Origin of the sequence: Pseudomonas sp. NFX183, from assembly GCF_047943075.1 — a bacterium.
Classification (GTDB): Bacteria; Pseudomonadota; Gammaproteobacteria; order Pseudomonadales; family Pseudomonadaceae; genus Aquipseudomonas.
In genome coordinates this window covers 3282527-3307703 of record NZ_CP181333.1, presented here as the reverse complement: position 1 = coordinate 3307703, position 25177 = coordinate 3282527, and the positions used below count along the sequence as shown (strand labels likewise).

The window sequence follows — 25177 nt, the reverse complement described above, 5'->3', positions numbered from 1 at the left end:
TCAGTGATGGCGATCCGCTCCCGACGGGCTACTGCGTAGTCACGGGTTAACGCGATCCAAACTGTGGGAGCTGGCTTGCCTGCGAAGGCGGCTTATCAGGCGACAACGCTGGCACTGATAGACCGCTTTCGCGAGCAAGCCCGCTCCCACATTGGATTGGCGTCGTTTTGGAGGTTGGGCAGGAGGATCAAATGGGGTCGATCGGCTCCCGACGGGCTACTGCGTAGTCACTGGTTAACGCAATCCAAACTGTGGGAGCTGGCTTGCCTGCGAAGGCGGCGTGTCAGGTAACAACGCTGGCACTGATAAACCGCCTTCGCGGGCAAGCCCGCTCCCACATTGGAGTGGCGTCGTTTTGGAGATTGGGAGGGGTCACCGATGGCGATCCGCTCCCGGGGCTACTGCGTAGTCGCCGGGTTAATGCAACTCAAACTGTGGGAGCGGGCTTGCCCGCGAAGGCGGCGTGTCAGGCGACAACGCTGGTAATGAACCACCGCTTTCGCGGGCAAGCCTGCTCCCTCATTTGCTGTGTGGTGTTTGTGAGATTGAGTAGAGGTCAATAATGGGTGTGTTGCAATCACGCCGCCTGCGCTACGGCGTGGGCGCGATCGGGTTGGTGTTTGCGTTGCTGGCGGCTTTGCGGCTGGTGTTTTTGATCAGCTTTTCCGGTCTGGATTTAAACACCCCGGGGCTGGCAGAAACCCTGGGCATCGGCCTGCGTTTCGACCTGCGCCTGGCCGTGTTGATCATGTTGCCACTGGCCGTGCTGGCCTGGCTCCCACGCTGGAACCTCACCACCCTGCCCGCCCTACGCTGGCTGGCGCGCGGCTATCTGGTCGTGGCCCTGGCCGTGGTCGGCCTGGTGTACATCATCGACTTTGGCCACTACGCCTACCTCGGCGTGCGCATCAACGCGACCGTGTTGCGCTACCTGCAAGACGCACAGATTTCGCAACAGATGGTGTGGGAAACCTACCCGGTGCTGTGGATAACCACCTGCTGGCTGGCCGCCGTGGCGCTGTGGGTATGGGCGTTGGTGTGCCTGGAGCGATTGACCCTGGATCGCGAACCCACAGTCATCGGCAAATGGGCCGTAGCTTCTATGGCTTTCGTCGGGGTTGTCGCCGTGCTGCTGGCGCTGCTCGGCCGCGTGGCCAACCTCAACCTGGAAAACCCGGTGCCGCTGCGCTGGAGCGATGCGTTTTTTTCCGGCAACAGCCAGGTTGCCGCTGTGGGCCTGAACCCGGTGCTGTTTTTATACGACACGCTCAAGGTCGGCCAAGCGCAATTCGATGAAGCCACAGTGCGCAAGCATTACCCGCAAATAGCCGAGTATCTGGGCATTGACCAGCCCGATCCCCAACAACTGAATTTCACCCGCGAACAAGGCGTGCAACCTTATCGCCTGCAAGGCGAGCGCCCGCCCAATGTGATTTTCGTGATGCTTGAATCCCTCGGCACCAGCGCCGTCGGTGCCTACGGCAACCCGCTGAACCCCACGCCGAACCTGGACAAGTTGGCTACGCAAAGCTGGTTCTTCAAACATTTCTACGTGCCCGTCACCGGCACCGCCAAAACCGTGTGGGCGAGCATCACTGGCGTGCCCGATGTGACGCGCCAGGAGACCGCCACGCGCAACCCGCTGATCACGCGGCAGCACACGCTGATCAACGCGTTCGAGAGCTACCAGAAGTTCTACATGATCAACGGCAACGCTGGCTGGGCGAATATCAATGCGTTGATCCGCCAGAGCATCGACGGCGTGCAGCTGTTTGATGAAAGCTATTGGCGCTCACCGCGGGTGGACGTGTGGGGCATCTCTGACCTGGACCTGTTCAAGGAGGGCGACCAACTGCTGCGCGCCGTGCCCAAGGAGAGGCCGTTCTTCGCTTACGTGCAAACCTCCGGCAACCATCGCCCGTTCACCATTCCCAAGCAGAACGACGGCTTCCAGGTCCGTGACGTGACCCTGGAGCAGGCCCAGGCCGCTGGCTCGCGCAGCGTCGAGCAGTACAACGCAGTGCGTTTGCTGGACTTCAACATCGGCCGCCTGATGGACATCGCCAAGGCCGGCGGCTGGTACGACAACAGCATTTTTGTGTTCTTCGGCGACCACAACACCCGCATCAGCCAGATCCCGCACATGCCGCCGGCCTTCGAGCAACTGGGTCTGGAAAGCAACAACGTGCCGTTGCTGATCCACGCGCCGGGCCTGCAACCGCGGGTGATTGAAGAGGCGGTGGGCCTTGCGGATTTGTTGCCTACAGTGGCCGGCATGGCAGGCGTCCCCTTTCGCACTGGCGCGATGGGCCGCGACATCCAGCAGCCGGCACCGGAAGGCGAACGTGTGGTGCCACTGGTGTTGCACGAGGGCACGTTCCCGATTATCGGCGGCGTGACCCAGGACTTTCTGTTGCAGATGCAACACGACGGCAGTTCACCAACCCTGCATGACCTGGCGTCGCCAACACCTCGCGAAGACGTGGCCGAGCAGCACCCTGAAGAGTTTCAGCGCCTGCAGGGCCTGACGCGCGGGCTGCATGAAAGTGCGCGGTTGATGCTGTTCAGGAACGTGCGCGAGTGATCATTTGGGCTGGAAGGTTTCGAGGTAGGCCAGGATGTTTTCAATCTTTTCCGGGTCGCTGATGCCCCAGAAAATCATGCGCGTGCCGCTGACGACTTTTTTTGGCGCCTCGATATAGGCGGCGAGTTTGTCGCGGGTCCAGACCACGCCGGAGTTTTTCATCGCGTCGGAGTACTGGTAGTCCGTGGTGGTGCCGGCAGGGCGGCCGATGATGCCGTTAAGCTGCGGGCCGAAGCCGCCGCGCGCGCCTTCGCCGATGCTGTGGCAGCCGCCGCAGGTCTTGCTGAAAAGCTTGCCGCCCGCCTCGGCATCGCCTGCCGCTAAAGCCGGGGTGGTGGTGAGAATCAGGGCGAGGGTCAATAAAGCGTGCTTCATGAAGGCTCCACATCAGGAAACGGTGAGGCGATTATGCCTGCAAGCGCACTGTGCCGCTGCGGGCAACGCCCTGCTACCCGCTCTAAACCGACCATCCATCGCCCGGAATATATCCAATCGAACCTATTCACGCCCGCCCCACTCCACCTTACTGAACCCTGATGGTGGAGTAAGGATCATGGCTCAGCCATCGATTTTAGTGCTGGAAGACGACGAGATCATTCGCTCGTTAATGGTGGATGTACTGGAGGATTTCGGGGCGCACGTCACGTCATTTCCTTCGGCGGATGAAGGGATGATTTACCTGGAGCGCGGCGACGACCCCGTGGATCTGATTGTCAGTGATATCCAGATGCCCGGTTTGCTCAATGGTTATGACTTGAGCAAGGTGGTAGCGCATCGCTGGCCGTCTGTGCCCGTGGTGCTGACCTCCGGCAATATCAAGCTGGCGGCGCAGTTGGGCGGTTCCGTGCGTTTTTTACCCAAGCCGTGGAGCGCCGAACACCTGGTTGAGTGCGTACAAACGGCGCTGAGCCAACAGGGTATGTCCCTGCACTGATATCGTCGCGATATCACAAAAGCGAACTTGAGGTGCTTTTCCGTGGTCATTAATCACGCAAGGAGTGACTTTTCTGATCCGCCGGTCAGCCTTTTCGCCTAGTGCGCACAGGTGATGGCAATGAGTTGTGTAGAATCGTCGCCCATTTACAGCGTCATTCATGGCCGGAAGGCCCACAGTTCGAGCTCATTGAATGCATTCACAGGCCCCTGACGTCAGTGCGCCCTCATTGCTGGAAGCGTTACGTTCAGGCACCGCCCTGCTGCATGTAGCGCTGGAAAAACGCCTGCCGTTTTTCTCCGAGCGTCTGGATGCCGAGTGGTACCAGCGCTTGCTTCAGGCGTACTACGGTTTTTATGAGCCAATGGAATCGGCGCTGTATGACTGTGGCTTGATCCCCGATGGATTCGATACGTCATTGCGTGTGAAAACGCCCACACTCCTGCACGATCTTTACGCCCTTGGCCTGACTGACGACGCCATCAGTGCCCTGCCGCGTTGCACCAGCCTGCCACTGTTCGATACCGCCGCCGCCTGCCTCGGTGCCCTCTATGTACTGGAAGGCGCGACCCTGGGTGGCCAATTGCTGCGCCGGGAAATGGCCCAGCGCCTGGGCATCGATGCCGAACACGGCGGCGCGTTTCTCAATGTGTACGGCGCCGAGACCGGTCGACGCTGGAAAGACTTTCTCGATTACCTGAGCCGCCAACCCCTCGATGCGCACGCCAAACAGCGCGCAGTGCAGGCAGCTTGTTCGACATTCAGCGGCTTCGAGCATTGGCTCGTCAGCCAGGAGGTACTGCTATGAAACCTGAAGATTTTGAAGAGCTGCTTGCCAACTGTGCCGACGAACCCATCCGCACCCCCGGCGCGATACAGCCCCATGGTGTGATGCTGACGTTGTCGGAGCCGGACCTGCACATCATTCAGGTCAGCGCCAACGTCGGCAGCCTGTTCGGTCACACGCCCGAGTCGCTGCTGGGTCAGCCGCTGCACAGGTTGATCGGCGCCGAACATGCTCAAGCCGTGCAGGTCATGGCTGAACACAACACGTTTTTCGACGCGCCAGCGCTGCATGTCACCTTCAATGGCGCGCAATTCGAAGGCCTGCTGCACCGCCATCAAGCGGTGCTGGTGCTGGAATTCGAACCACGCCTGGAAGATTTCAAACCGCGAGCCCTCAATGGTCGCACCAGCGATCTGGGCAAGATGCTGCAACGCCTGCAGGCAGCGAAAACCCTGCAAGCGCTGTACGAAATCAGCGTGAATGAAATCCAGGCCATGACCGGCTACGACCGAGTGCTGATCTACCGCTTCGAAGAGGAAGGCCATGGCCAGGTGATCGCCGAAGCCTCGGCGCCGTCCATGGAGCTGTTCAACGGGCTGTTCTTTCCGGCGTCCGACATCCCCGAGCAAGCCCGCGAGCTGTACCGCACCAACTGGCTGCGCATCATCCCGAATGCCGCTTATGAACCCGTGCCGTTGCTGCCCAAGCTGCGCCCGGACACCGGCCAACCGCTGGACCTGAGCTTTGCGACCCTGCGCAGCGTGTCGCCGATTCACTGCCAGTACATGCAGAACATGGGCGTGCTGTCGTCCATGAGCATCTCCTTGATGGCAGGCGACAAGCTCTGGGGCCTGATCAGTTGCGGTAACCGCGAGCCACTGCTGGTGCCCAATGACCTGCGCCTGGCCTGCCAAACCATCGGCCAGGTGCTGTCGTTGCAGATCAGCGCCATGGAAGCCCTGGACCTGAGCCGCCAACGCGACGAAAAGGTCGAGGCCCTGGCCCTGCTTGATCGCGCGATGAAAGCATCCGAACAAAACGTGTTCGACGGCCTGGCCCAGCAGCCGCAAGTCCTGATGGACCTGACGCTGTCGGGCGGCGTGGCAATCATCGAGGACAAACAGTTGCACCGTTACGGCAACTGCCCGCAGCCCGAGCAGATTCGCGCGCTGCACGCATGGCTGCAAGCCAGCGGCGAACCGGTGTTTTCCAGCCACAACCTGACCTCGGTGTATCCGCCGGCCGCCGAGTTCCAGCACGTGGCCAGTGGCGTGTTGGCCATGAGCCTGCCAAAGCCTGTGGATAACGGCGTGCTGTGGTTTCGCCCGGAAGTGAAAGAGAACATCAACTGGAGCGGCAACCCGGACAAGCCGTTGAATCTGGAAGAGTCAGACGCCGGCTTGCGCCTTCGCCCACGGACCTCGTTTGAAATCTGGAAAGTGGAAATGGCCGGCATCTCCACCAAATGGAGCCATGGCGACCGTTTTGCTGCCAACGACCTGCGCCGTTCAGCCCTGGAAAATGACCTTGCCCGCCAAGTGTTGCGCGAACAGCAAGCCGTACGCGCGCGTGATGACCTGGTGGCGGTGGTGTCCCACGACCTGCGTAACCCGATGACCGTTATCTCGATGCTCTGCGGCATGATGCAAAAGGCGTTCAGTTCCGAAGGCCCGCACACCTCGCGACGTATTTCTTCGGCGATCGACACCATGCAACAGGCCGCAGGGCGCATGAACGTGCTGCTGGAAGACTTGCTCGACACCTCGAAAATCGAGGCGGGCCGTTATGTGGTCAAGCCGGTGGTGCTGGACGTCAGCCAGATGTTTGAAGAAGCCTATGCCCTGCTCGCGCCGCTGGCGATGGAGAAAGGCATTGAACTGTCGTTCAACGCAGAACCGGGGTTGCAGATCAACGGGGACCCTGAGCGTCTGTTCCAGGTGTTGTCGAACCTCATCGGCAACGCCATCAAGTTTACCCCGCGCCAGGGGAACATCGGCGTGAGCGCCATGAGCAATGACGAAGAGATCGTATTTTCGGTGCGCGATTCCGGTGAAGGCATTGCGCCTGAACAGTTACCGCATGTGTTTGATCGCTACTGGACCCAGACCGAAAACAACCCGACCGGCAGCGGGTTGGGGCTGTACATCACTCAGGGCATCGTCCAGGCCCATGGCGGGCAAATCGACGCGCACAGCGAGGTTGGCCGGGGCAGCGAATTTCGTTTTACGGTACCCAAGGGAGTCGAGGGGTCACACCCCTGACAGCGGAAAGTGGACTTGATGTGGCGAGCGGGCTTGCTCTCCACATCAGGCCGGCTGGTTAAACCCGCAACATACCACCCTGGCCGCGACGAGTTGGTGGCCGGTAGCCTTGTCATGTTTTGACTCAACGCGTGTATAGCCGCGCCAGCCAAGGCTTTGTAAGTTCTGTGCGCGTTCACAACGCGACAACACTTCCCTGGCCTTACCGAGCACACCCAATGGATTTTTTTCTCAGCGCTAACTTGAACTACATCAACACCATCCAGATGATCAACGCCGCGCCTGCGCCACAACCGCCGAAGCCAAGCCTCGATCAGGCGTCGGCCATAGGCCTGAGCGGCGCAAATACCCCAGACAAGAACAACCGCTCCGGCAACCTGGAAAGCCTGGGCAAGGGCAATCTGCTCTAGCCTGTGAAAGGCGGGGCAAGCCATCCCGCCCCGCCATCCCTTAACAAAACACTGACATCCGCTGGGTTAACCTGCCGGCCTTTCCTGCACAGAGTCCTCATTCCTATGCTTGAAGCAGGCACACTGCCCGCCGTTCTTGCCGGGCCGCTGTTACGGCGGCTGGAGCCTCGCCGCCTGGTGTTGTGGCTGGTGGCAAGCCGTGAACTGTCGCCGACCTTGAGGCTGCACGTTGCCGAACACAGCCGCGATATCCGCCTGGATCAGGGCCAGTGCCAAGTCGTGCCGGTGGGGCGCCACGCCTTCATCCACCTGATCGACGTGGCGCTGGACGACGCCCTGCCGTTGGACGTGGTCATCGGCTATGACCTGCTGATCGACAACCTGGGCATCGCCGAATGGGCGCCGCACCTGCTGTATGCCGACGCCCGGCAGCCGAACTTCGTGCTGCATAGCCGTATCCACCAGTTGGTGCACGGCTCCTGCCGCAAACCGCACCACCGAGCCGACGACGGCTTGCTGTGCGTCGACCGCCTGCTGGCCGACGCACACACGCCGACCGAGCGCCCGGCCTTGCTGATGATGAGCGGTGACCAGATCTACGCCGACGATGTCGCCGGCCCGATGCTGCGCGCGATTCACGCGCTGATCGCGCGACTGGGCCTGTTTGACGAATACTTGGAAGGTGCGGTGGTGACTGACAGCGCCAGCCTCTACGGGCATCGCGCCAGCTATTACCATCGCGCCGAACTGCTCCCGGCGCTGGACAGCAACGAGACCCTGCGCGAGCGGTTTTTTGGTGGCGTAAAGAAGCCGATTTTCACCAGCAGCACGGCCGACAATCACCTGGTGAGCTTTGCCGAGGTGATCGCGATGTACCTGCTGTCCTGGTCGCCCACGCCCTGGCAGTTGATCACACCACACCCCCCGCAACTGAGCGTCGAGGAACACCAGCGTTATGTCCGCGAGCAGGTGCCTATTGATCAGTTCCGACAAGGGTTGCCGGGCGCCGCACGGGTCTTGGCTCATCTGTCGACGCTGATGATCTTCGACGATCACGACATCACCGACGACTGGAACCTCAGTGCCCAATGGGAAGAAACCGCCTACGGCCACCCGTTCTCCAGGCGCATTATCGGCAATGCCCTGCTCGCCTACTTGCTGTGCCAGGGTTGGGGCAACCAGCCGGATGTGTTCGCTGAGCTGCTGAGCCAAACCCAGGCACTGGCCACCCAGGTTAAAGGCAACCACTTGGACGCCGGCCTGCAAGATGACCTGCTGGCGGCGCTGCTGAAATTCCAGCACTGGCATTACGTACTGCCCACTACACCGGCCCTGGTGGTGCTCGACACCCGTACCCGCCGCTGGCGCAGCGAGTTCACCCTCAAGCAGCCCTCTGGCCTGCTGGACTGGGAAGCCTTGAGTGAGCTGCAACAGGAACTGCTGGACCACCCCTGCGCCATCATCGTCTCGCCCGCGCCCGTCTTTGGCGTCAAGCTGATCGAAACCGTGCAGAAGGTGTTCAGTTGGTGTGGCTACCCGCTGCTGGTAGACGCCGAAAACTGGATGGCCCATCGCGGCGCCGCCCAGGTAATCCTCAACATCTTCCGCCACTCGCGCACGCCGGGTAACTACGTGATCCTCTCGGGCGACGTGCATTACTCGTTCGTCTACCAAGTGATGATCCGCTACCGCAACGGCGGGCCGAGCATCTGGCAAATCACCAGCAGCGGCATCAAGAACGAGTTCCCCCCACGCCTGCTGGAATGGTTCGACCGCCTGAACCGCTGGCTCTATTCACCGCGCTCACCGCTCAACTGGTTCACGCGCCGCCGTACCATGCAGGTGGTACCCCATATTCCGGAACATGCCGAAGCGGGCGAACGGCTGTGGAATTCGGCAGGCATCGGCCAGGTGTTTTTCAACGACCACGGCCAACCGGAGGCGATTTACCAGCACAACGCCGATGGAAAGCCTCGGACGAGGATGCTGGCGCCGGAGTAAGTTTTCTTACACATGCAAAACCACGCTCGCACTCACTCTGCGGAAAATTCATAACTACCTGTTTTTGCTGTAATTTTCTGCAAAGCTTCGACATCCATCGCTCACAAAAAAAGTGCCAGGCTCTGACCGTTCTTCGCGAAAAGCTTCATCAATCGCCGATTGCCGTATGAACCTATTTTGGTGCACTCTTGTGAACGACTTACCTCTCATGTTGAGCGTCGCGTTTTTCCGAACGCAGGCTGGCAACGAGCCCGTGCGTGAATGGCTGCTGGAACTGCCAAGGGAGTCACGCAGACTCATAGGCATTGACATCAAAGCAGTCCAGATAGGATGGCCGCTGGGAATGCCGCTGGTTCGAAAGCTGGAGCACAGCCTTTGGGAAATACGAAGTGACCTCAATGAGAACATTGCACGGGTCATTTTTACGTTAGTTAACCGCGAAATTGTGTTGCTGCACGGCTTTATCAAAAAGAGCCAGAAAACGACGTCAGTGGACCTGAACACCGCGAGGCGTCGTAAAAGCAAGCTTTGAGGGACCACCATGAATAAACATATCGGCTCCAACTTCGATGATTTTCTAAGTGACGATGGGCTCATAGAAGAAGTGTCCGCTGCCGCATTGAAGCGTGTTATCGCCTGGCAGTTGGCGCAAGCAATGAAGGCGCAGAAAGTCAGCAAGAAAGCGCTGGCAGAACGTATGCACACCAGCCGCACTGCTGTGGATCGGGCGCTGGATCAAAACGATGCAGGCATGACTCTGGCAACCCTGGCAAGTGCCGCAAGAGCGTTGGGCCAGCGGGTAGAAGTGCGGCTTTTACCGAACGCCAATACATGACCGGTGATGACGTGAAAACCGGTCCACGTAAATCCAGCATAGGTGGCTCATAGCCATACATCTAAAGCAGCACACCCGCCCTATTCAAACCGCGCAAGTCCCGATGTACAGTAGCGCCAGCCACGGAGTATCGGCGTCAACGAAGACTGGCCTTACAAACCAGCACACGCAGGGAAGCGCAAAGATGGGCGATAACTCCGGCAATAAACCGCTGCGCAATGACTTTTCCGAACTCAACGCCGACATGTTGCACGCCGTCATGGAACTGGTCAGCGACGGCATCTGGGACTGGAACGCCAATACCGGCTTCGTCTACCGCAACCCCGGTTGGTACGAGATGCTGGGTTACCCCCGCCACTCCCTGGAAAACACTGTGTTCACCTGGGAGAACGTGATCCACGCCGAGGATTACCCGCGCGTGATGGCCGTGTTTGATGACTACATCAACCAGCGCGCCCCCCATTACCAGGCCGAGTACCGCTGCCGAAAAGAAGACGGCAGCTACCTGTGGATCGAAGACCGGGGCTACGTCATTGCACGTAACCCTGACGGCTCGGTAGCCCGCATGGTCGGCGCACACCGCGATATTCACACCCGCAAGAACTCCATCGAACAGCTGCAAAAGCGTAACCAATCGCTGGAGGCTCTGGTGGCCGAACGCACCCGTGAATTGTCTCGGGTCAATCAGCAACTGCAATTGCAGCTCGATGAGAACCGCTCCCTGGCCGAACAGGACGCCCTGACGCGTATCGCCAACCGTTATCGCCTGGAAAAAGTGCTGCTGGAGGAGTGCGAGCGTGCCGAGCGCTTCCGCGTGCCACTGGCATTAGTGGCCATGGATATCGATGACTTCAAGCCGATCAATGACCAACACGGCCACGGCGTCGGCGATAGGACCCTGATTCGGGTAGTGGAAAACCTGGAAGCCTGTGTGCGCCCCGGTGATTTGCTGGCGCGCTGGGGCGGTGACGAGTTTATGGTGGTGCTGCCCAAAAGCACCCTCGATTCGGCCAAGCAACTGGCCGAAAGCGTGCGGCAGAAAATCACCGAAATCCCCCCCGTGGGTGATTTCAAAGTGACCCTGAGCCTGGGTGTGGTCGAACGTCGTATGGGCGAGGCCCCCGCCGCCTTGATGGCACGCGCCGATCAGGCGCTGTATCGGTCCAAGGGGGCTGGAAAGGACGTGGTGTCAGAATAAATACGGCGCCCCCACTGGCTTGGCGTGATCAGCGCACCGGCGGCGCGTACTGGATGCCGCCGTTGCTCCACAAGGCATTGAGCCCACGCTTGATCTTCAACACGCTGCCCTGGCCGATATTGCGCTCGAACACTTCGTCATAGTTGCCCACTTGCTTGACGATCTGCACCTCCCAGTCCTTGCGCAGTTTCAAGTCTTTGCCGTAATCGCCGTCGGCACCCAGCAGCCGCGCAACGTCGGGGTTCTTGCTGGATTTGGCCTGAGCTTCGACGTTCTGCGAGGTGATGCCCATTTCCTCGGCATTGAGCATGGCGAACAGCGTCCATTTGACGATGCTGAACCACTCGTCATCACCCTTGCGCACCAGCGGCCCCAGTGGCTCCTTGGAGATCACTTCCGGCAGCACCACAAACTCATCCGGGTGAGCCATCTTGATGCGCTGCGCATACAGGCCCGACTGGTCGGTGGTCAGCACATCGCAGCGCCCGGCTTCGAGGCCCTTGGCGCTTTCGTCGGCGGTATCGAAGGTGATTGGCGTGTACTTCATGCCGTTGGTGCGAAAGTAATCCGAGACATTGAGCTCGGTGGTGGTACCGGCCTGGATGCAGATAGTCGCGCCGTCGAGTTGCTTGGCGCCGGTCACCCCCAGCTTGTTGTTGACCAGAAAACCGATGCCGTCGTAATAGGTGACGCCGGTGAACACCAGGCCCATGCCCGAGTCACGCGAACTGGTCCAGGTGGTGTTGCGCGAGATCAAGTCGATTTCGCCGGACTGCAGCGCGGTAAAACGCTCTTTGGCCGTCAACTGGCTGAACTTCACTTTTGAGGCGTCGCCGAACACCGCCGCGGCGACGGCGTGACACACGTCTACATCGATGCCGGTCATTTTGCCGGTGGCGTCCGGCAAGCCGAAGCCCGGCAAACCGTCACTGACGCCGCACTGGATAAAGCCTTTTTTCTGGATTGCGTCGAGGGTCACGCCGGCGTTGGCACTGCCCGCCAGGCCCACGACCGCAGCAGCGGTGAGGGCGGCCAAGGTGGTCTTGAGGTTGTTCATGCGAGGCACTCCCTGTCGATCTTTATTATTCGGCGCCGCACAGCCCGCGCCGGTTTATAGTGTGGCCGCGCAGTATCGACGGCTTTACGCCCCTGTCACAAACGACCTTTAGGCAAAGGCTCCTTCCGATTTGGAATGAACTGCATGATCTCTAAACGCTTGACCCCTTCGATGACCGCCCTGCAGTGCTTCGAAGCCGCCGCCCGCCACCTGAGTTTCACCCGCGCCGCCCAAGAGCTGCACCTGACCCAAAGTGCCGTGAGCAAGCAGGTCGCGCAGCTCGAAGAGATGCTCTGCCACAACCTGTTCGAGCGCGTGCGCCAGCGTCTGTACCTGTCGCCAGCCGGCTCGCTGTACCTCGCCGAGGTCCACAAGATTTTGACTCAGGTGGACATTTCCAGCCGGTACATCCTCACCTACGGCGGCGAGACCGAAGTGCTGCGCATCGCCACCCAGCCGACCTTCGGCGACCGCTGGCTGGTGCCCAAGCTCAAGGATTTTGCGGCCAGACATCCGCACATCCACCTGGATGTGCGCAACGAGCTGGAGCCCTTCGATGTGTTGCAGGCCAAGGCCGATATTGCGTTTTTCTTCGGCCAGGGCTCCTGGCCGGGGGCGACGTGCATCGAGCTGTTTCGCGAGGCCGTGGTGCCGGTCTGTGCGCCGGGGTTTGTCGCCGAGGGCAGCGATGCCTCCTCGCGCCACACCTTGCTGCAATGCACGTCACGCCCGCAAGCCTGGCATGAGTGGTTTCTGGAACAGGGCCTGCATTCGCAGAACAGCTACCACGGGCCGCGTTTCGACACGTTCTACATGTGCATTCGCGCGGCGCAGTCGGGCTACGGTGTGGCGTTGGTGCCGCAGTACCTGGTGGCCGAGGAGTTGGCCAATGGCAGCCTGATGATGCCTTGGGATTACACGATGCCCAGCGCCGGCGCGCACTTTATCGCGCACGCCGAACACGCCGGCGAGATCCCTAAAGTAAAAGCATTCTTGAACTGGATGGTCGACTACTTAAAAGCACATCCCGACTTTTAATAATGACCCGGCGACTTTATTTCGTTTGCGGCAAGGCCGGGCGCGCGGCTTAGATAAAAAGACGCCCGCCATTGCCGAGTCCGAGATTCATGAGCCGCGAAACCATCAGCCAGTCGATTTCCATCGTTCACCCCATCAGCCTCAGCCACGGCAAAAACGCCGAGGTCTGGGACACCACGGGCAAGCGCTACATCGATTTTGTCGGCGGCATCGGCGTGCTCAACCTCGGGCATTGCCACCCCGGCGTGGTCGAGGCGATTCGGGAGCAGGCCACCAAACTGACCCACTACGCGTTCAACGCCGCACCTCACGCGCCCTACATCGAACTGATGGACCGTCTTACCGCGTTTATCCCGGTGGATTACCCGGTAAGCGGCATGCTCACCAACAGCGGTGCGGAAGCGGCGGAAAACGCGTTGAAGATTGTGCGCGGCGCCACCGGCCGCACGGCGGTGATCGCGTTTGACGGTGCCTTTCACGGCCGCACCCTGGCCACGCTCAACCTCAATGGCAAGGTGGCGCCCTACAAGCAAAAGGTCGGTGTATTGCCTGGGCCTGTGTACCACCTGCCCTACCCCAGCGTTGATAACGGCGTGAGTTGTGCCGAAGCACTCAGGGCCATGGACCGCCTGTTCAGCGTGGAAATCGACGTTGAGGACGTGGCCTGTTTCATCATCGAGCCGGTACAGGGCGAAGGCGGTTTCCTGGCCCTGGACGTCGAATTCGCCCAGGCCTTGCGACGTTTCTGTGATGAGAAAAACATCCTGCTGATCGCCGACGAAATCCAGTCCGGCTTCGGCCGCACCGGCCAGCGCTTCGCCTTCTCGCGTCTGGGCATCGAACCGGACTTGATCCTGCTCGGCAAAAGCATCGCCGGCGGCGTGCCATTGGGCGCAGTGGTCGGGCGCAAAGCCTTGCTCGACACCTTGCCCAAAGGCGGCCTGGGCGGCACCTACTCCGGCAACCCGATTGCGTGCGCGGCCGCATTGGCCACGTTGGACGCGATGACGGATGAACACCTGAAAACCTGGGGTTCACACCACGCCGAAGCCATCGTCAGCCGTTATGAACAATGGCGTGCGCAAGGTGTGCCCTATCTGGGCCGCCTGACCGGCGTCGGTGCCATGCGCGGCATCGAGCTGGCCAATGCCGACGGCACGCCCGCGTCCAGGCAACTGACCCAACTGCTGAGCCTGGCGCGGGACGCGGGGCTGCTGCTGATGCCCAGCGGCAAGTCGCGACACATCATCCGCCTGCTGGCACCGCTGACCACCGAGCCCTCGGTGCTGGAGGAAGGCCTGGATATTCTCGAGGCCTGTCTCAAGCAGCTGACTTAGTAGCGCGCGTCGGCGGGCTTGCCGCCGTTGGGCCAGTCTTTGACCTTGTCCGGGAAATCCGGGCGCGGTTGGCCGGAGAAATACGCCGCGACGTTGTTCTTCGCGGTGAAGTACTACTTCGGCTATCAGCAGGCGGCGCATCCGCTGTTTTTGAACACGCCAGCGATGCCGGTGGCGGTGGGCGGTGTGTCGGGATTTACCGTTGGTCTGTTCTGTGGACGCGCCCTGCGGCTGCAGCGGGCGCTGACGGTGTTGAGCCGCGACAAGGGCATTGTGCTGCCTTGACCTGATCACCCTCCCCGCTGAAAATGCGCGACGCTTTTTTGTCCCGTTTACTGAAGTAGTGAAATTTCAATGTCCGATTCTTACACCGAACACTCCACCGAAGAATCCGTAACAGCCCTGCAGTCCAAAGCTGAATACGAAAACGCCATCAATCTTTCACAGCATGTGCCTGCGGCCAAGATCATCAGCGAGATGGTGCTGGACGCATTCCACACTTCCAAGGAAAGCGACCAGATCCGTGAATTGCGCGTGGCCATCCGCCAGGCCCACGACGCCTTCGACGACGACAAGGCCTACGACCTGATGGGCCAGCTCAAGCAACTCAAGGACGCCGAGGCCGCCGACAACATCGCCCTGGAAGACCTCAGCAGCAAGTTCTCGATCAGCCGCATTCTGTCCAGCTTCAAGGACGATCCCGAGTTCCAGGAACTGGTCTATGGCCTGGCCCTGAAGGTGCTGAACCAGTCTCACCAGGCCATCAGCAACCCCAGCGCCGGCAAGAGCAAGGCAGCACGCGCGAAGAAGGAAGCCGAAGTGTTTGTGATCAGCAAGGATGGCATCAGCGTCACCCTGCCACTGCGTACACCTCGCTCCAAGTTGAACGTTGACCGTGAGGCGCTGGAGTTCCTGGGCTTTACGTTCGTGGGTGAAGGCAACGAGGCGGAACTGGAAACTGAAACCTTTGTGGACAACAGCGGCGTAGAGCAGCCGGTCACGCGCAAAAGCATCGTGACCGCGCTGCAACAACAAAGCGCCTTTGACGGTTACGCCATCACTGCGCAATAAGTGCGCGCAAGGTCACCAGGGCCTGCTCAACCTGGGCCTGGGTGACATGCCGGCCCACCGAGGCGCGCACAAAATGCGTCGCGCCGAGGTCCTTCAACAGCAGCGGTGTATGAGCGGCAGTGCCCGCCCACAGGTTGAGCCCCAGCTCGCGGGCCTGGCTGACGAACGCCTTGGCCGACAGGTTGTGCGGCACGAACGAGACAATCCCGGTCTGCTGGAACTGATCACACAGCAGCGTCAACTGCGGCAGGCGCCGGAGCTCCTGTGCCAGCAGCGCGTAGGGCTCGGTGCTCACCTTTGCTGCGACCTGCGTGTATTCACTCAACGCGGTGTGCAACCCCACCAACGCTGAAAAGCTCTTTTCTGCAATTTCCAGCACCCGAGCCCCGGACACCTCGATCCGATTAACCTGCCCATCCGTGCTGGCCGCGTGCAAGTCAGCGAAATTCAACGACAACTGGCTGAGCAGGCGTGGCGACACGTAGGCGATCCCACTGCCACGTGGCCCACAGAGAAACTTGCGGCCCGCGCCGGTGAGCAAATCACAATGGATATCCCGCACGTCCAGCGGCAATTGCCCCAGCGACTGGCACGCATCCACCACATACAGCGTGTTCGTCTCTTTAAGCAGCGCGCCCAGGGCTTCCACCGGGTTGATCACGCCGCAGCACGACGGCAAGTGCGACACGCTGACCAGGAACACATCGTCGTCCAGATGACGTCGCACCCATTCCAGGTCCAGCGGGCTGGTGGCGGTGGTTGGGATCACTTCAACGCGAATATCGCGCGACAGCTTGAGGTAGTTGAAAAAGATCAGGTTCGCGGCGTACTCCGAGGTCGACACCCACACGCGCTTGCCACGGGGAAATTTCAGTTTGCCGAGGATGCTGGTCCAGGCTTCGGTGGCACTGCTGAAAAAACCGATGTCCGCAGGCTGTGCATTCAAGAGCCCGGCTGCCGCCCGATACAGGTCGACGTTGAGCAACTCGTCGTAGGCCAGTTCGGTCTCATAACTGCCCATCTGGGCTTCGATGGCCGTGAAGCGCTGGATCGCGTTCAGGGTGGCCGATGACATCAGGCCGGCACCGGCAGTGTTCAAATGCACGATATTCATTTCACGCTTCCTTGTTCCACAAAAGTGTCGAGCTTTTCATCACGCCCACCGCCACCGCGAACAGCAGCAATACGGTGCCGGCCAGCAGCCACGGCGAAGGCAAGGACGGCTGGGACACCAACATGAACGCCAGCGACGGGGTGATCATGACCCCGATATTGACGCCCGCCGAGTAGTAACCGAGGTTGCGGTCCACGGTATGGCGACTGGAAATACTGCTGACGTAGTGGGTGATGCCGGGAAACACGATCATTTCGCCCAGGCTCCAGAGCACAGTGGCCACCAGCAGCAACGCGCCGATGTGACTGAACCCCATCAGGAAAAACCCCACGCCGGCCACCAGGAAACCGGCCACCAACGAGCGGCTGCTCGACAGGTGCGACATGCGTTGGTTGATCGGCACCTCGAACAGAATCACCAACAATGCATTGATAAAGAAAATGATGCCGACGTAGTAAGCCGGCAACTCGGTGTAATTGATGATGTAGGCCGACAGGAACGTCGGCGGCAACGCGTAGGCGATGTGCACCGGCAATGCCGCCAACAGGATCACCAGCAGTCGCGACCGCTCATGCGGCGCGCTCTCCGGCAACCCATTGCCCTTGCCGGCGAGCGTGGTCACCGGCGCCACCGGAACCGCGCGTCCAAACCGCAGGCAAGCGACGAACGAGACCAACGACAACGCAGCGTTGAGGTAGAACACCGCGTCGGCGTTGCTGAGGAAAATCAGACTGCCCAACAGTGGCCCGATGGCCATGCCGATGTTGATGGCCAGTCGGTTGCAGGAGAACGCCACTTTGCGCGTCTCACTGCTGCTGTGGGTGACGGTTTCGGAGAACGTCGCCGGCGTGAACGCCTCATAACAGGCGCCCCACAGAAACGACAACACAAACAGCGCGGCCGTGTTGTCCACTGAAGGAATGATCAGCAACAGCACGGCATTGAGCAGCAACGAACCGAGGATCACCCGGTTGGCGGAAAACCGCTTGATCACCGCGCCGATGATCAAGTCCACAAACAGCGCACCCGCGCCGTACACCCCGACCAGCAAGCCAGCCGTGCCCGCCGACACGGCGTGCTGATGAATCAGGTACGCCGCATAGAAAGGGAACGCCATGGTGCCCATGCGGAACACCAGGGTAATCAGGAACAGCGACTGCAACCGACCGTTGAGCCCGCGTAACGCGCGATAGGTGCCCATCATCAGCGGATCACGTAAACGTTGTCTTTGTACTGGCGGATCTGCTCATAGTCCTTGTCGATATCGCGCTGGTTTTCCGATACCAGGAACACGCGCAGCGGGCTGCTGAGCAGGTCCACGGTCTTTTTCATCAACTTGCCGGCCTTGTATTTGACACTCAGTTTATGCACCGAGGGCAATGCCTCGATCAGGTGGATGGCGGCGTCATTGAAGCCGGTGACCTCACCTTGCAAGGTGGTATCGGTATTGATCACACAGGCTTCCTTGAGCTTGTGGTAGCGCTTGCCGGCATAACCGGCTTTGAACGCCTCACCGTCGCAGTACGCCAGGTAGGTGAGCTGCGCCTGGTTGCCGCCCAGGCTGATGTCATGGAACCTGGGTTCCATGTTGCCATTCAAGCGTGCGCCTACTTCCACCAGCGCAGGGCCGGCCTCGGTGAGGATCACTTCCGAATGGGCCGGGCCGTTGTTGATTCCCAGCGCCTTGAGCACTTGCACGATGTAGTCCACCAGCACGTTGGCCTCGGCGCTGTCCGGAGCAATCAGCACGTCGCGGTCGTAGATGTTCTTGCCACCGCTGATCTCGCGTTTCACATAGCGCCAGATACCGCAGACATAGGTCTGCCCGTCACGGCTGACCGTGTCGACGATGTACTCCGGGCCCTTGAGGTAGGACTGACAAAGAATTTCGGTATTGGCCAGGCCGAAGATATCCAGGTTGGACACCACTTCCTCGCAGGCGCGTTTCACGTCGTCGACGGTGTGGCAGATCGACACGCCGTCGGTTGAAGCCGAGCTCAGCGGTTTGATCACGCAAGGGAACACTTGGCCGTCCTGCACCCAGGCCAGCAGCTCGGCAGGGTCGGCGGACTTGATTTGCCGCGCGGTCAGCAGGCCGGCGGCGGCCACTTTGTTGATCATCTCGAACTTGTCGCGACGTGCCCGGGAACCGGCACTGCCGTTGGAGGACGGCAGTTGCAGCTGTTCGCTCAAGTAGTCTGCGAACGGTACGCCGGGTTCCTGGCCGGCGATCACGGCAATCACGTTGAACTCACGCAGGCGACGCACAACGTCTTCGGGGTTGCCGTTGAAAATCAGGTTGTGCTCGAACTCCGAAAGGTTCGGCCCCAGCATGCTCGGCATCAGTTCCGGCGTGCTCTGCACATGGATCAGGCCGATGCCCGCCTCATGGAAGAACTGCGGCAGGAAGTTACCGCTCGAATAGACATCGACCAACGCGACGTACTGCTTCATGAGAATGTCCTTTTCAGTAGTGATTGGCGGTTTCGGAAGGCCGTGGCGAAGCCACGTCATCCAGCGCCAGAAAAATATTCTGTGGGAACTCGGCCACGCGGTGCAGCAGGTGCAGGTACCAGTTGGTGCCGTAGACCGCTGAAACACGCGTCTTGACCTGACCTTGGTCCTTGACCGCCTTGATCAGCTCGGGGCGCACGCCGTGCAGCATCTCCAGCTCGCCTCGGCTGGCAATCCCACTGGCGAGAATCTCCTTCACCAGCAACGGGTCTTGGGTGGCGAACGCGTAGTTCGTGCTGGCGCCGTTGATGCGGTCCAACAGCCCCAGGTAACGCTCGTTCAGTTGCGCACCGCGCGGCAAGGCAATAGCAGCAGGCTCAGCATAGACGCCCTTGACCAGGCGCACTTTGCAGCCCGTTGCGAGGACTTCCCCCAGGTCATCGGGCGTACGGTTCAACTGCGCCTGCAGGGTGATACCCAAGTTGGGAAAACGCGCACTCAGGTGCATGAAGATATCCAGGATCGAGTCGGTCCACTGGGACCGCTCCATGCTGAGGATCACACCGACCTCCTTGTCGGCTGCATGGGCAAGGATCTTCGAGCAGTTCTCGATCGCCAGTTCACGGGAAATGATCGTGCCGACGTTGGACAGGTCAAAACCCAGCTGTGGTGGCTCGGCCAGCGTGGGGTGCAGCGCCATCAGGTCGATCAGCTTCAGGTATTCGTCGGTGGCCGTGGTCACCTCGGCCAGGGTGGTGGCCTCTTCACCAACGTATTCGACGCCGGTGCGATAGCCTTTGCCTTGCAGGGCGGCGAGCTTGTCGAGCATCTCCAGGCGGTCTTCGGAAATGATGTAACGCAGGGCGGCCGGGCGCAGGAAGTCGCGCAGCGTGTCACTGGCCAGGAACAGGTCGCGGTACGTCTTGTTCGCCGCCAGTTTCTTCAGGGCCAGGGTCGCCAGCAGGCTGTTGTCGATGTCATTCATGGCGTTAAACCCCGTAGGCCTGGTTCAGCATCCGACGTGCGAAGCTCGAATCGTCGGTGTGGTTGGCAATCTTGTGAGCACGAAACTTGGCCGCGTAACTGAGCATGGTTTCCTTGTGGCGGCCATGGCGGTCACGGGTAAAGATCCCCGCCCACAGGTTGTCCCAACGCGCGTATTCCGGGTGCGACATCAGCAGCTCATGAGCCTTGCGCATGTTCCAGTGAGGAATGGCCGGGTGCAGGTGGTGCACGAGGTGGTAGTTGTCGTCATGGCGGCCGAAGAAGAAGTTCTCCAGGGCGTTACCCTTGCGATTGCGGGTGAGCAGCAGCTTCTCGGTCTCAGCAGCCGGCAATGGGTAATGCTCGGCCAACTCGATGATCCAGCCCACGGCCACGGCGGTGGTGAACAGCGGCACCAGCCAGAACAGCAACAGTTGCGCGACAACACCGAACCAGGCGGCGACGGCGAAGATCACCGCCCAGTAAGCCCACAGCATGATGCGTTCGTTGCGGATGGTTTTATCCGCACCCTGAGCTTTGACGCGGTCTTTGATGATGTACCGGATGTACTGCACGGTCCGGTAGCCGGACAGCGCCAGCAAAACGTTCTTGAGGAAGAACTCACGTTCACTTTGCTTGACGTCGTACAGGCCGCACTGCAGGTGGAAGGCGTAGTCAGGGTCTTTTTCCGGATCGCCCAGGTGCACGTGGTGATTCTTGATGTGCGACGTGCTGTAGGACTGATGCAGGTGGAAGATCAGGTAGCCGGAGAGAAACGTGCCGGAGATCCAATTGATCACGCGGTTCTTGGCCAGCATCTTGTGCGCTGACTCGTGCAGCACATTCGCCAGGGCGCGTTGCGTGGTGCCGATCAGAAACAGCGAAACCGGGTAGAACCAGTAGCTGATGCCCAAGGACAGGTAAATGGCAAAGGCAATGATTGCGTAATCCTTACCCAACGCGATGGCCCAGTGATAGTTATCTTTTTTGCACAGGTGCTTGAGCATTCCGAAGGTTTCACGGGAAATGCCCGCGGCGTATTCGCCAGCAGGTTCTTTGTTTTTATCGACCAGCATAATCACTCCATAATTAAGCGGCACGCTGCAACACCCGTCTCATTGCTGGGCAAGGGAATTTTTTCAGGTGGTGCGGCTATTGTTTTTTTTGCCTGAGCTAGACTCATCGGCTGCAAAAAAAACTAAAGCACCGCTCGATGGCGAACAAGCTGCCCTTTTAGACAGGTAGGCTGCGACGAGGCGCACGCGTAGACTCGCCGCTGAAAAATCACCGGCGAGCGTAGCGTTTATGAGGAGGGAAGCCTGTAGATCAGGCCTTCTCGCGGATGTACCCCAGGTTCAGGGCCTTGCGAATCGCCGACTTGCCGTTGGTGACGTCCAGCTTGCTGAAGATATTCTTCATATGAAACTTGACGGTACGCGGGCTCATTGAGGTCAGGACGGCTATTTCGTTGTAGGTCTTGCCCAGGCTGGTCCAGGACAACACTTCGGTTTCTCGTGGGGTCAGTACCGTTTCCTGTATCGGCGCAGGTGTGACCGTGGCGCAGCTTTCGAGGGCCTCGTCGTAGACCGAGACCAGCAGCATCTGCAGCTCACTTTTGTTGGCCAACACCGTGTCGCGAAACTGTTGGTCTTCACCGAAGCTGCACAGGTTGAGGATCGAGTAAAAACCGCGGTTGCCATGCACGATAAAGCTCGCGCCCTCGCCCACCGGTGCACAGGGCCCAGGCACCGGCACCGCTTCTGCGGCAGGCGCGAGGATGTTTTCATCGCTCCAGAAAAAAGGTTTGACCCGCTCCTTGGACAAGGACAGCAGTTGGCCACGCTGGTAAAAATCGTCCGCCGAGTCGGAGCGGTCCAGCGCGTCGGGGTAATTGGTGATGATCTCTGCTTCATCCAGTGTCGGCCCACACTGATACACCTCGAAGTGCCCCAGGCCGCGCCGGGTCAGTTCGGCATCGAGCAATTGGCGCACATCGGCGGGCTGTATGGACATGGTGTTGCTGGATTGGCCATCGCTTCGCATGAATATCGTCCCTGATGAGTGACAACGTATGAGGCTAATGCTCTGACGGGAACGCTTCAATCCCGAAGCCTCTGGTCAGAGTCGACCCATACTGTAGGAAATATCTCTACACAAAGACAAGAATGAAACATGCCGTACAGGCCTTGTCCAGTGCTTCCTGGGCCGAGCCGACCATCAGCACGCAATGGCCATTTGCGCTGCCGGGCGCCCAGGCTCAGGCCACCTGCGCGGCAAATACTTCGCGAAACCGCTGCATCTCCTGCTGACTGCCCACCGTCACCCGTACCCATTGCGGCCAGTCTTTCCAGACCCGCCCGATCAACACATTGTGTGCTGCGAGCTTTTCGATGACCTGCTGGGCCGGTTGCTTCACGTCGATCATGAAGCAGTTGCTGTGCGACGCGGTGCAGGCAAACCCCCGCCCCTTCAGCCACGCCACAGTCTCATCCCGCAACTGCGCGTTGAGCGCCTTGCGGTGGGGCAGCAGCTTGACGTCTTCCAGGCTCGCCCGGGCGCCGAGCAAGGTGGAGGCGGCTGGCACGTTGTCGCCGCCAAACACCGCCAGCCGTGCCAGCAGCGCGGGGTGGCCAATCGCCAAGCCCAGGCGCGCGCCGGCCATGCCGTAGATTTTCGAGAAGGTGCGCAGCACCAGCAAATCGTCGTGGTCCTTGACCCAGCTCACGCAGCTCGGGGCATCAGAGAAGTCGATGTACGCCTCGTCCACCACCAGCACGCTGCCTTTGGGCTTGTTCGCCAGCGCCTGGCGGATCGCCTCGGTTGGCGTCAGGGTGCCGGTAGGGTTGTTGGGATTGCACAGGTACAGCATGCCCGCCTGCGGATCGGCAGCAAGCATGGCCGGCACGTCGTGCGCATGCTCGGCATTGAGGCTCACTTCGCGCACCGGCGCCTTCCACGACTCGGCGGCCTGGCGCGGTACTTCGTAGGACGGTGTGGCCATCACCAGCCCGCGTGTTTGGCTGGTAAACGCCAGCACGGCATAGCGCAACGCTGCCATAGAGCCGGCAAACACGGCGACCTGTTCTTCGGCGATGCCCTGCTGCTGGGCAAACAGCCCAGCCAAGGCGTACATGTGGCCATAGGGATACCGCCCGGAGATGGCCACCCCACGCTGCATCGCCTCACGGGCAGCGCCTGAGGGGCCGTAGGGGCTTTCGTTGTAATTGAGCCGCACCTTGTCAGCGGGTGCCGACGGCGGGCTGGCCAGCGCCCAATCCAGGCGCCCCAGCACCGGCAAGGCCGCGCCAAAGGCGAGAAGTGACCGACGACTTACGCTGACCATGGAACTACTCCTTGTAGTCGTGTGTTGGATTCGCACAGCACGTACAGAGGAGTATGACGAGGCAGGTGTGGGCTGATTTAGTTCAGCTGCAACTTCTGCTTGAGGCTTTGCATCACATCGGCCTTGTTCTGCAGGTAGTCATTCAGGCCGCGAGCCCGCAAGTTGCACGCATCACAGTTACCGCAACCGCTGCCGAGGATGCCGTTGTAGCAAGTCAGGGTCTGGTGCTGAACCAGGTCCAACTGATTATGGTAATCCGCCAGGGCCCAGGTTTCGGCCTTGTTCAGCCACATCAGCGGGGTGTCCAGGCGCAGCGTGTACTCCATGCCCAGTTCAAGCGCCTTGTTCAGCGCTTTGACGAACTCATCGCGGCAATCGGGATAGCCTGAGAAATCGGTTTCGCACACCCCGGTAATGACGGTCTGCGCCTTTACCTGATAGGCGTAGATCGACGCCAGGGTCAGAAACAGAATATTGCGACCCGGCACAAAGGTGCTGGGCAGGCTGTCGCCTGAACTGTTCACGGTCGGCACCGGGATGTTGTCGCGGGTCAGGCTGCTGATGGCCAACTCGTTGAGCAGGGACACGTCCATGACTTTATGAACGGTAGCGCCCAACTGCTTGGCGAGCTTCTGGGCGACCTCGATTTCTACCACATGGCGCTGGCCATAGTCGAAGGTAATGCAGTGAACTTCGTCATACAGCGGCAGTGCCTGGATCAGACAGGTCGTCGAGTCCTGCCCACCACTGAATACGATAACGGCTTTTTTACTCATCGGTTTGCTTCCTGCATTTGTAGAATTCGGGAATAGTTTAAAGGCCACTCCATAAAAAACCCCGCGCTTCTTGCGAAGGCGGGGTTTTTTACTGCTCGATGACTCAGTGTGCGTAGGTCAGCAACAGCTCTTTCGGTACCTGGAAATCCAGGGACATCATCACGCTGAGCGCGGTGATGGTGAAGATCGAGAATACGAACAGCTTGCGCGCCCAGACGGTATCATCCACCGCCTTGTAGCCGGTCCAGGCCATGTACAACCAGTACATGCCCATGGCGGCAGCGACGGCGAGGTAGCTCATGCCGGCATAGCCACTGAAGGTCAACATCAAGGTCGCCACGAGGAAGGCCAGGATGTAGAGCAGGATGTGTTTCTTGGCCACCTGGATGCCACGCTTGACCGGCAGAACCGGAATCGACGCAGCCAGGTAGTCATTGAAGCGGAAAATCGCGATGGCATAAGAGTGCGGCATCTGCCACAGGCTGAACATCACCAGCAGCACCAGCGCGGCCATGTCGAAGCTATTGGTCACAGCCACATAACCAATCACCGGCGGCATCGCCCCCGACAGACTGCCCACCAGCGTGCCGTGAACCGACTTGCGCTTGAGGTACAGGCTGTAAAGGCCGACGTAGATGACAAAGCCGATCACGGCAAACAGCGCCGCCAACGGGTTGGCCACCTTGTACAACAACACGACGCCGGCAACACCCAGAACGGTCGCGAACAGCAGTGCCAGTTTCAGGGAGATAAGGCCCTGGACCAGCACGCGGTTCTTGGTGCGTTCCATCTTGATATCGATGTCGCGGTCAATGCAGTTGTTGAATACACAACCGGAAGCTACCACCAGGGAGGTGCCGATCATTGCAGCCAGGAAGATGGCCAGATCGACATGTCCCTTGGAGGCCAGGAAGAAACCGCCTGCCACAGAAAGCACGTTACCGAAAATGATCCCCGGTTTGGTGATTTGGATAAAGTGCTTAAGCGACATCG

23 protein-coding genes and 1 pseudogene are annotated in these 25177 nt (G+C 60.0%); 12 read left to right on the top strand and 12 right to left on the bottom strand.

All coding sequences use genetic code 11. The annotated features are described in order from the left end of the window. Positions 1–562: 562 nt before the first annotated feature. Positions 563–2584: an LTA synthase family protein gene (locus ACM530_RS15390; RefSeq protein WP_416362621.1), complete on the top strand. Its 2022-nt coding sequence runs from the start codon at positions 563–565 to the stop codon at positions 2582–2584. Here the strand turns inward: ACM530_RS15390 and ACM530_RS15385 are convergent, their stop codons facing one another. After that, a complete protein-coding gene (locus ACM530_RS15385; RefSeq protein WP_369302149.1) occupies positions 2585–2959 on the bottom strand; it encodes a c-type cytochrome in 375 nt (124 codons plus the stop codon). Positions 2960–3137: 178 nt separating this feature from the next. Here ACM530_RS15385 and ACM530_RS15380 point away from each other — a divergent pair, with 178 nt between their 5' ends. The 8 genes from ACM530_RS15380 (at position 3138) to ACM530_RS15345 (ending at position 11010) form a co-directional block, all read left to right on the top strand. Next, positions 3138–3518 (top strand): response regulator, encoded by a 381-nt coding sequence (locus ACM530_RS15380; RefSeq protein WP_242201046.1) that lies wholly within the window; start codon positions 3138–3140, stop codon positions 3516–3518. Between the two features lie 193 nt (positions 3519–3711). Continuing rightward, entirely contained in the window at positions 3712–4326 is a 615-nt protein-coding gene (locus ACM530_RS15375; protein WP_416362620.1) for a biliverdin-producing heme oxygenase, read from the top strand. Beyond that, positions 4323–6566, top strand: a complete 2244-nt coding sequence (locus tag ACM530_RS15370; RefSeq protein ID WP_416362619.1) for an ATP-binding protein — start codon at positions 4323–4325, stop codon at positions 6564–6566. Before ACM530_RS15375 ends, ACM530_RS15370 begins: the two co-directional genes overlap by 4 nt. Positions 6567–6784: 218 nt before the next feature. Next, complete coding sequence (locus ACM530_RS15365; RefSeq protein ID WP_242201055.1) at positions 6785–6976, top strand: hypothetical protein; 192 nt, start codon at positions 6785–6787, stop codon at positions 6974–6976. 105 nt (positions 6977–7081) lie between these two features. After that, complete coding sequence (locus ACM530_RS15360) at positions 7082–8977, top strand: alkaline phosphatase family protein (protein ID WP_416362618.1); 1896 nt, start codon at positions 7082–7084, stop codon at positions 8975–8977. Between the two features lie 190 nt (positions 8978–9167). Next, the gene (locus tag ACM530_RS15355; RefSeq protein WP_416362617.1) at positions 9168–9509 is read left to right on the top strand and encodes a type II toxin-antitoxin system RelE/ParE family toxin; all 342 of its coding nucleotides are present in this window, start codon (positions 9168–9170) and stop codon (positions 9507–9509) included. 9 nt (positions 9510–9518) lie between these two features. After that, a complete protein-coding gene (locus tag ACM530_RS15350) occupies positions 9519–9812 on the top strand; it encodes an XRE family transcriptional regulator (RefSeq protein ID WP_145164243.1) in 294 nt (97 codons plus the stop codon). A 184-nt stretch (positions 9813–9996) separates the two neighbouring features. Next, positions 9997–11010 (top strand): diguanylate cyclase domain-containing protein, encoded by a 1014-nt coding sequence (locus ACM530_RS15345; protein WP_416362616.1) that lies wholly within the window; start codon positions 9997–9999, stop codon positions 11008–11010. A gap of 28 nt (positions 11011–11038) precedes the next feature. Here the strand turns inward: ACM530_RS15345 and ACM530_RS15340 are convergent, their stop codons facing one another. After that, positions 11039–12067, bottom strand: coding sequence for an amino acid ABC transporter substrate-binding protein (locus ACM530_RS15340; RefSeq protein ID WP_416362615.1), 1029 nt, complete (start codon positions 12065–12067; stop codon positions 11039–11041). A 144-nt stretch (positions 12068–12211) separates the two neighbouring features. Between ACM530_RS15340 and ACM530_RS15335 the strand changes: the two genes are divergently transcribed. Both ACM530_RS15335 and ACM530_RS15330 read left to right on the top strand, forming a co-directional pair. Further along, entirely contained in the window at positions 12212–13105 is an 894-nt protein-coding gene (locus tag ACM530_RS15335) for a LysR family transcriptional regulator (RefSeq protein WP_416362614.1), read from the top strand. A gap of 89 nt (positions 13106–13194) precedes the next feature. After that, the gene (locus ACM530_RS15330; RefSeq protein ID WP_416362613.1) at positions 13195–14442 is read left to right on the top strand and encodes an aspartate aminotransferase family protein; all 1248 of its coding nucleotides are present in this window, start codon (positions 13195–13197) and stop codon (positions 14440–14442) included. On the opposite strand, the pseudogene ACM530_RS15325 reads toward ACM530_RS15330, so the two are convergent. Then, a pseudogene (locus ACM530_RS15325) lies at positions 14439–14537 on the bottom strand (hypothetical protein); the annotation flags it as partial. The gene ACM530_RS15330 and the pseudogene ACM530_RS15325 sit on opposite strands and share 4 nt — an antisense overlap. Before the next feature lie 259 nt (positions 14538–14796). On the opposite strand from ACM530_RS15325, the gene ACM530_RS15320 reads away from it, so the two are divergent. Next, positions 14797–15513 (top strand): hypothetical protein, encoded by a 717-nt coding sequence (locus tag ACM530_RS15320; protein WP_145164252.1) that lies wholly within the window; start codon positions 14797–14799, stop codon positions 15511–15513. Here ACM530_RS15320 and ACM530_RS15315 read toward each other — a convergent pair. From ACM530_RS15315 to cyoE, 9 genes are all read right to left on the bottom strand, one after another. After that, positions 15500–16627 carry an aminotransferase class V-fold PLP-dependent enzyme gene (locus ACM530_RS15315; protein ID WP_416362611.1) on the bottom strand — a complete coding sequence of 376 codons (1128 nt, stop codon included), beginning with the start codon at positions 16625–16627 and terminating at the stop codon, positions 15500–15502. The genes ACM530_RS15320 and ACM530_RS15315 overlap by 14 nt on opposite strands. A 1-nt stretch (position 16628) precedes the next feature. Continuing rightward, the gene (locus ACM530_RS15310; RefSeq protein ID WP_106578240.1) at positions 16629–17831 is read right to left on the bottom strand and encodes an MFS transporter; all 1203 of its coding nucleotides are present in this window, start codon (positions 17829–17831) and stop codon (positions 16629–16631) included. Further along, positions 17831–19081, bottom strand: coding sequence for an ATP-grasp domain-containing protein (locus ACM530_RS15305; RefSeq protein WP_416362610.1), 1251 nt, complete (start codon positions 19079–19081; stop codon positions 17831–17833). The genes ACM530_RS15310 and ACM530_RS15305 overlap by 1 nt, the downstream gene beginning before the upstream one ends. Positions 19082–19094: 13 nt before the next feature. Then, positions 19095–20066, bottom strand: coding sequence for a proline dehydrogenase family protein (locus ACM530_RS15300; RefSeq protein ID WP_262209945.1), 972 nt, complete (start codon positions 20064–20066; stop codon positions 19095–19097). Between the two features lie 4 nt (positions 20067–20070). Continuing rightward, positions 20071–21141: a fatty acid desaturase gene (locus ACM530_RS15295; RefSeq protein ID WP_404484860.1), complete on the bottom strand. Its 1071-nt coding sequence runs from the start codon at positions 21139–21141 to the stop codon at positions 20071–20073. A gap of 250 nt (positions 21142–21391) precedes the next feature. Further along, a complete protein-coding gene (locus tag ACM530_RS15290) occupies positions 21392–22108 on the bottom strand; it encodes a helix-turn-helix transcriptional regulator (protein ID WP_369302159.1) in 717 nt (238 codons plus the stop codon). 214 nt (positions 22109–22322) lie between these two features. Continuing rightward, positions 22323–23408 carry a pyridoxal phosphate-dependent aminotransferase gene (locus tag ACM530_RS15285; RefSeq protein WP_416362609.1) on the bottom strand — a complete coding sequence of 362 codons (1086 nt, stop codon included), beginning with the start codon at positions 23406–23408 and terminating at the stop codon, positions 22323–22325. A 77-nt stretch (positions 23409–23485) separates the two neighbouring features. Beyond that, on the bottom strand, positions 23486–24184 hold the full coding sequence (gene queC, locus ACM530_RS15280) for a 7-cyano-7-deazaguanine synthase QueC (RefSeq protein WP_416362608.1): 699 nt from the start codon (positions 24182–24184) through the stop codon (positions 23486–23488). A 103-nt stretch (positions 24185–24287) separates the two neighbouring features. Continuing rightward, complete coding sequence (gene cyoE / locus ACM530_RS15275) at positions 24288–25175, bottom strand: heme o synthase (RefSeq protein ID WP_106578233.1); 888 nt, start codon at positions 25173–25175, stop codon at positions 24288–24290. Between the last annotated feature and the right edge of the window lie 2 nt (positions 25176–25177).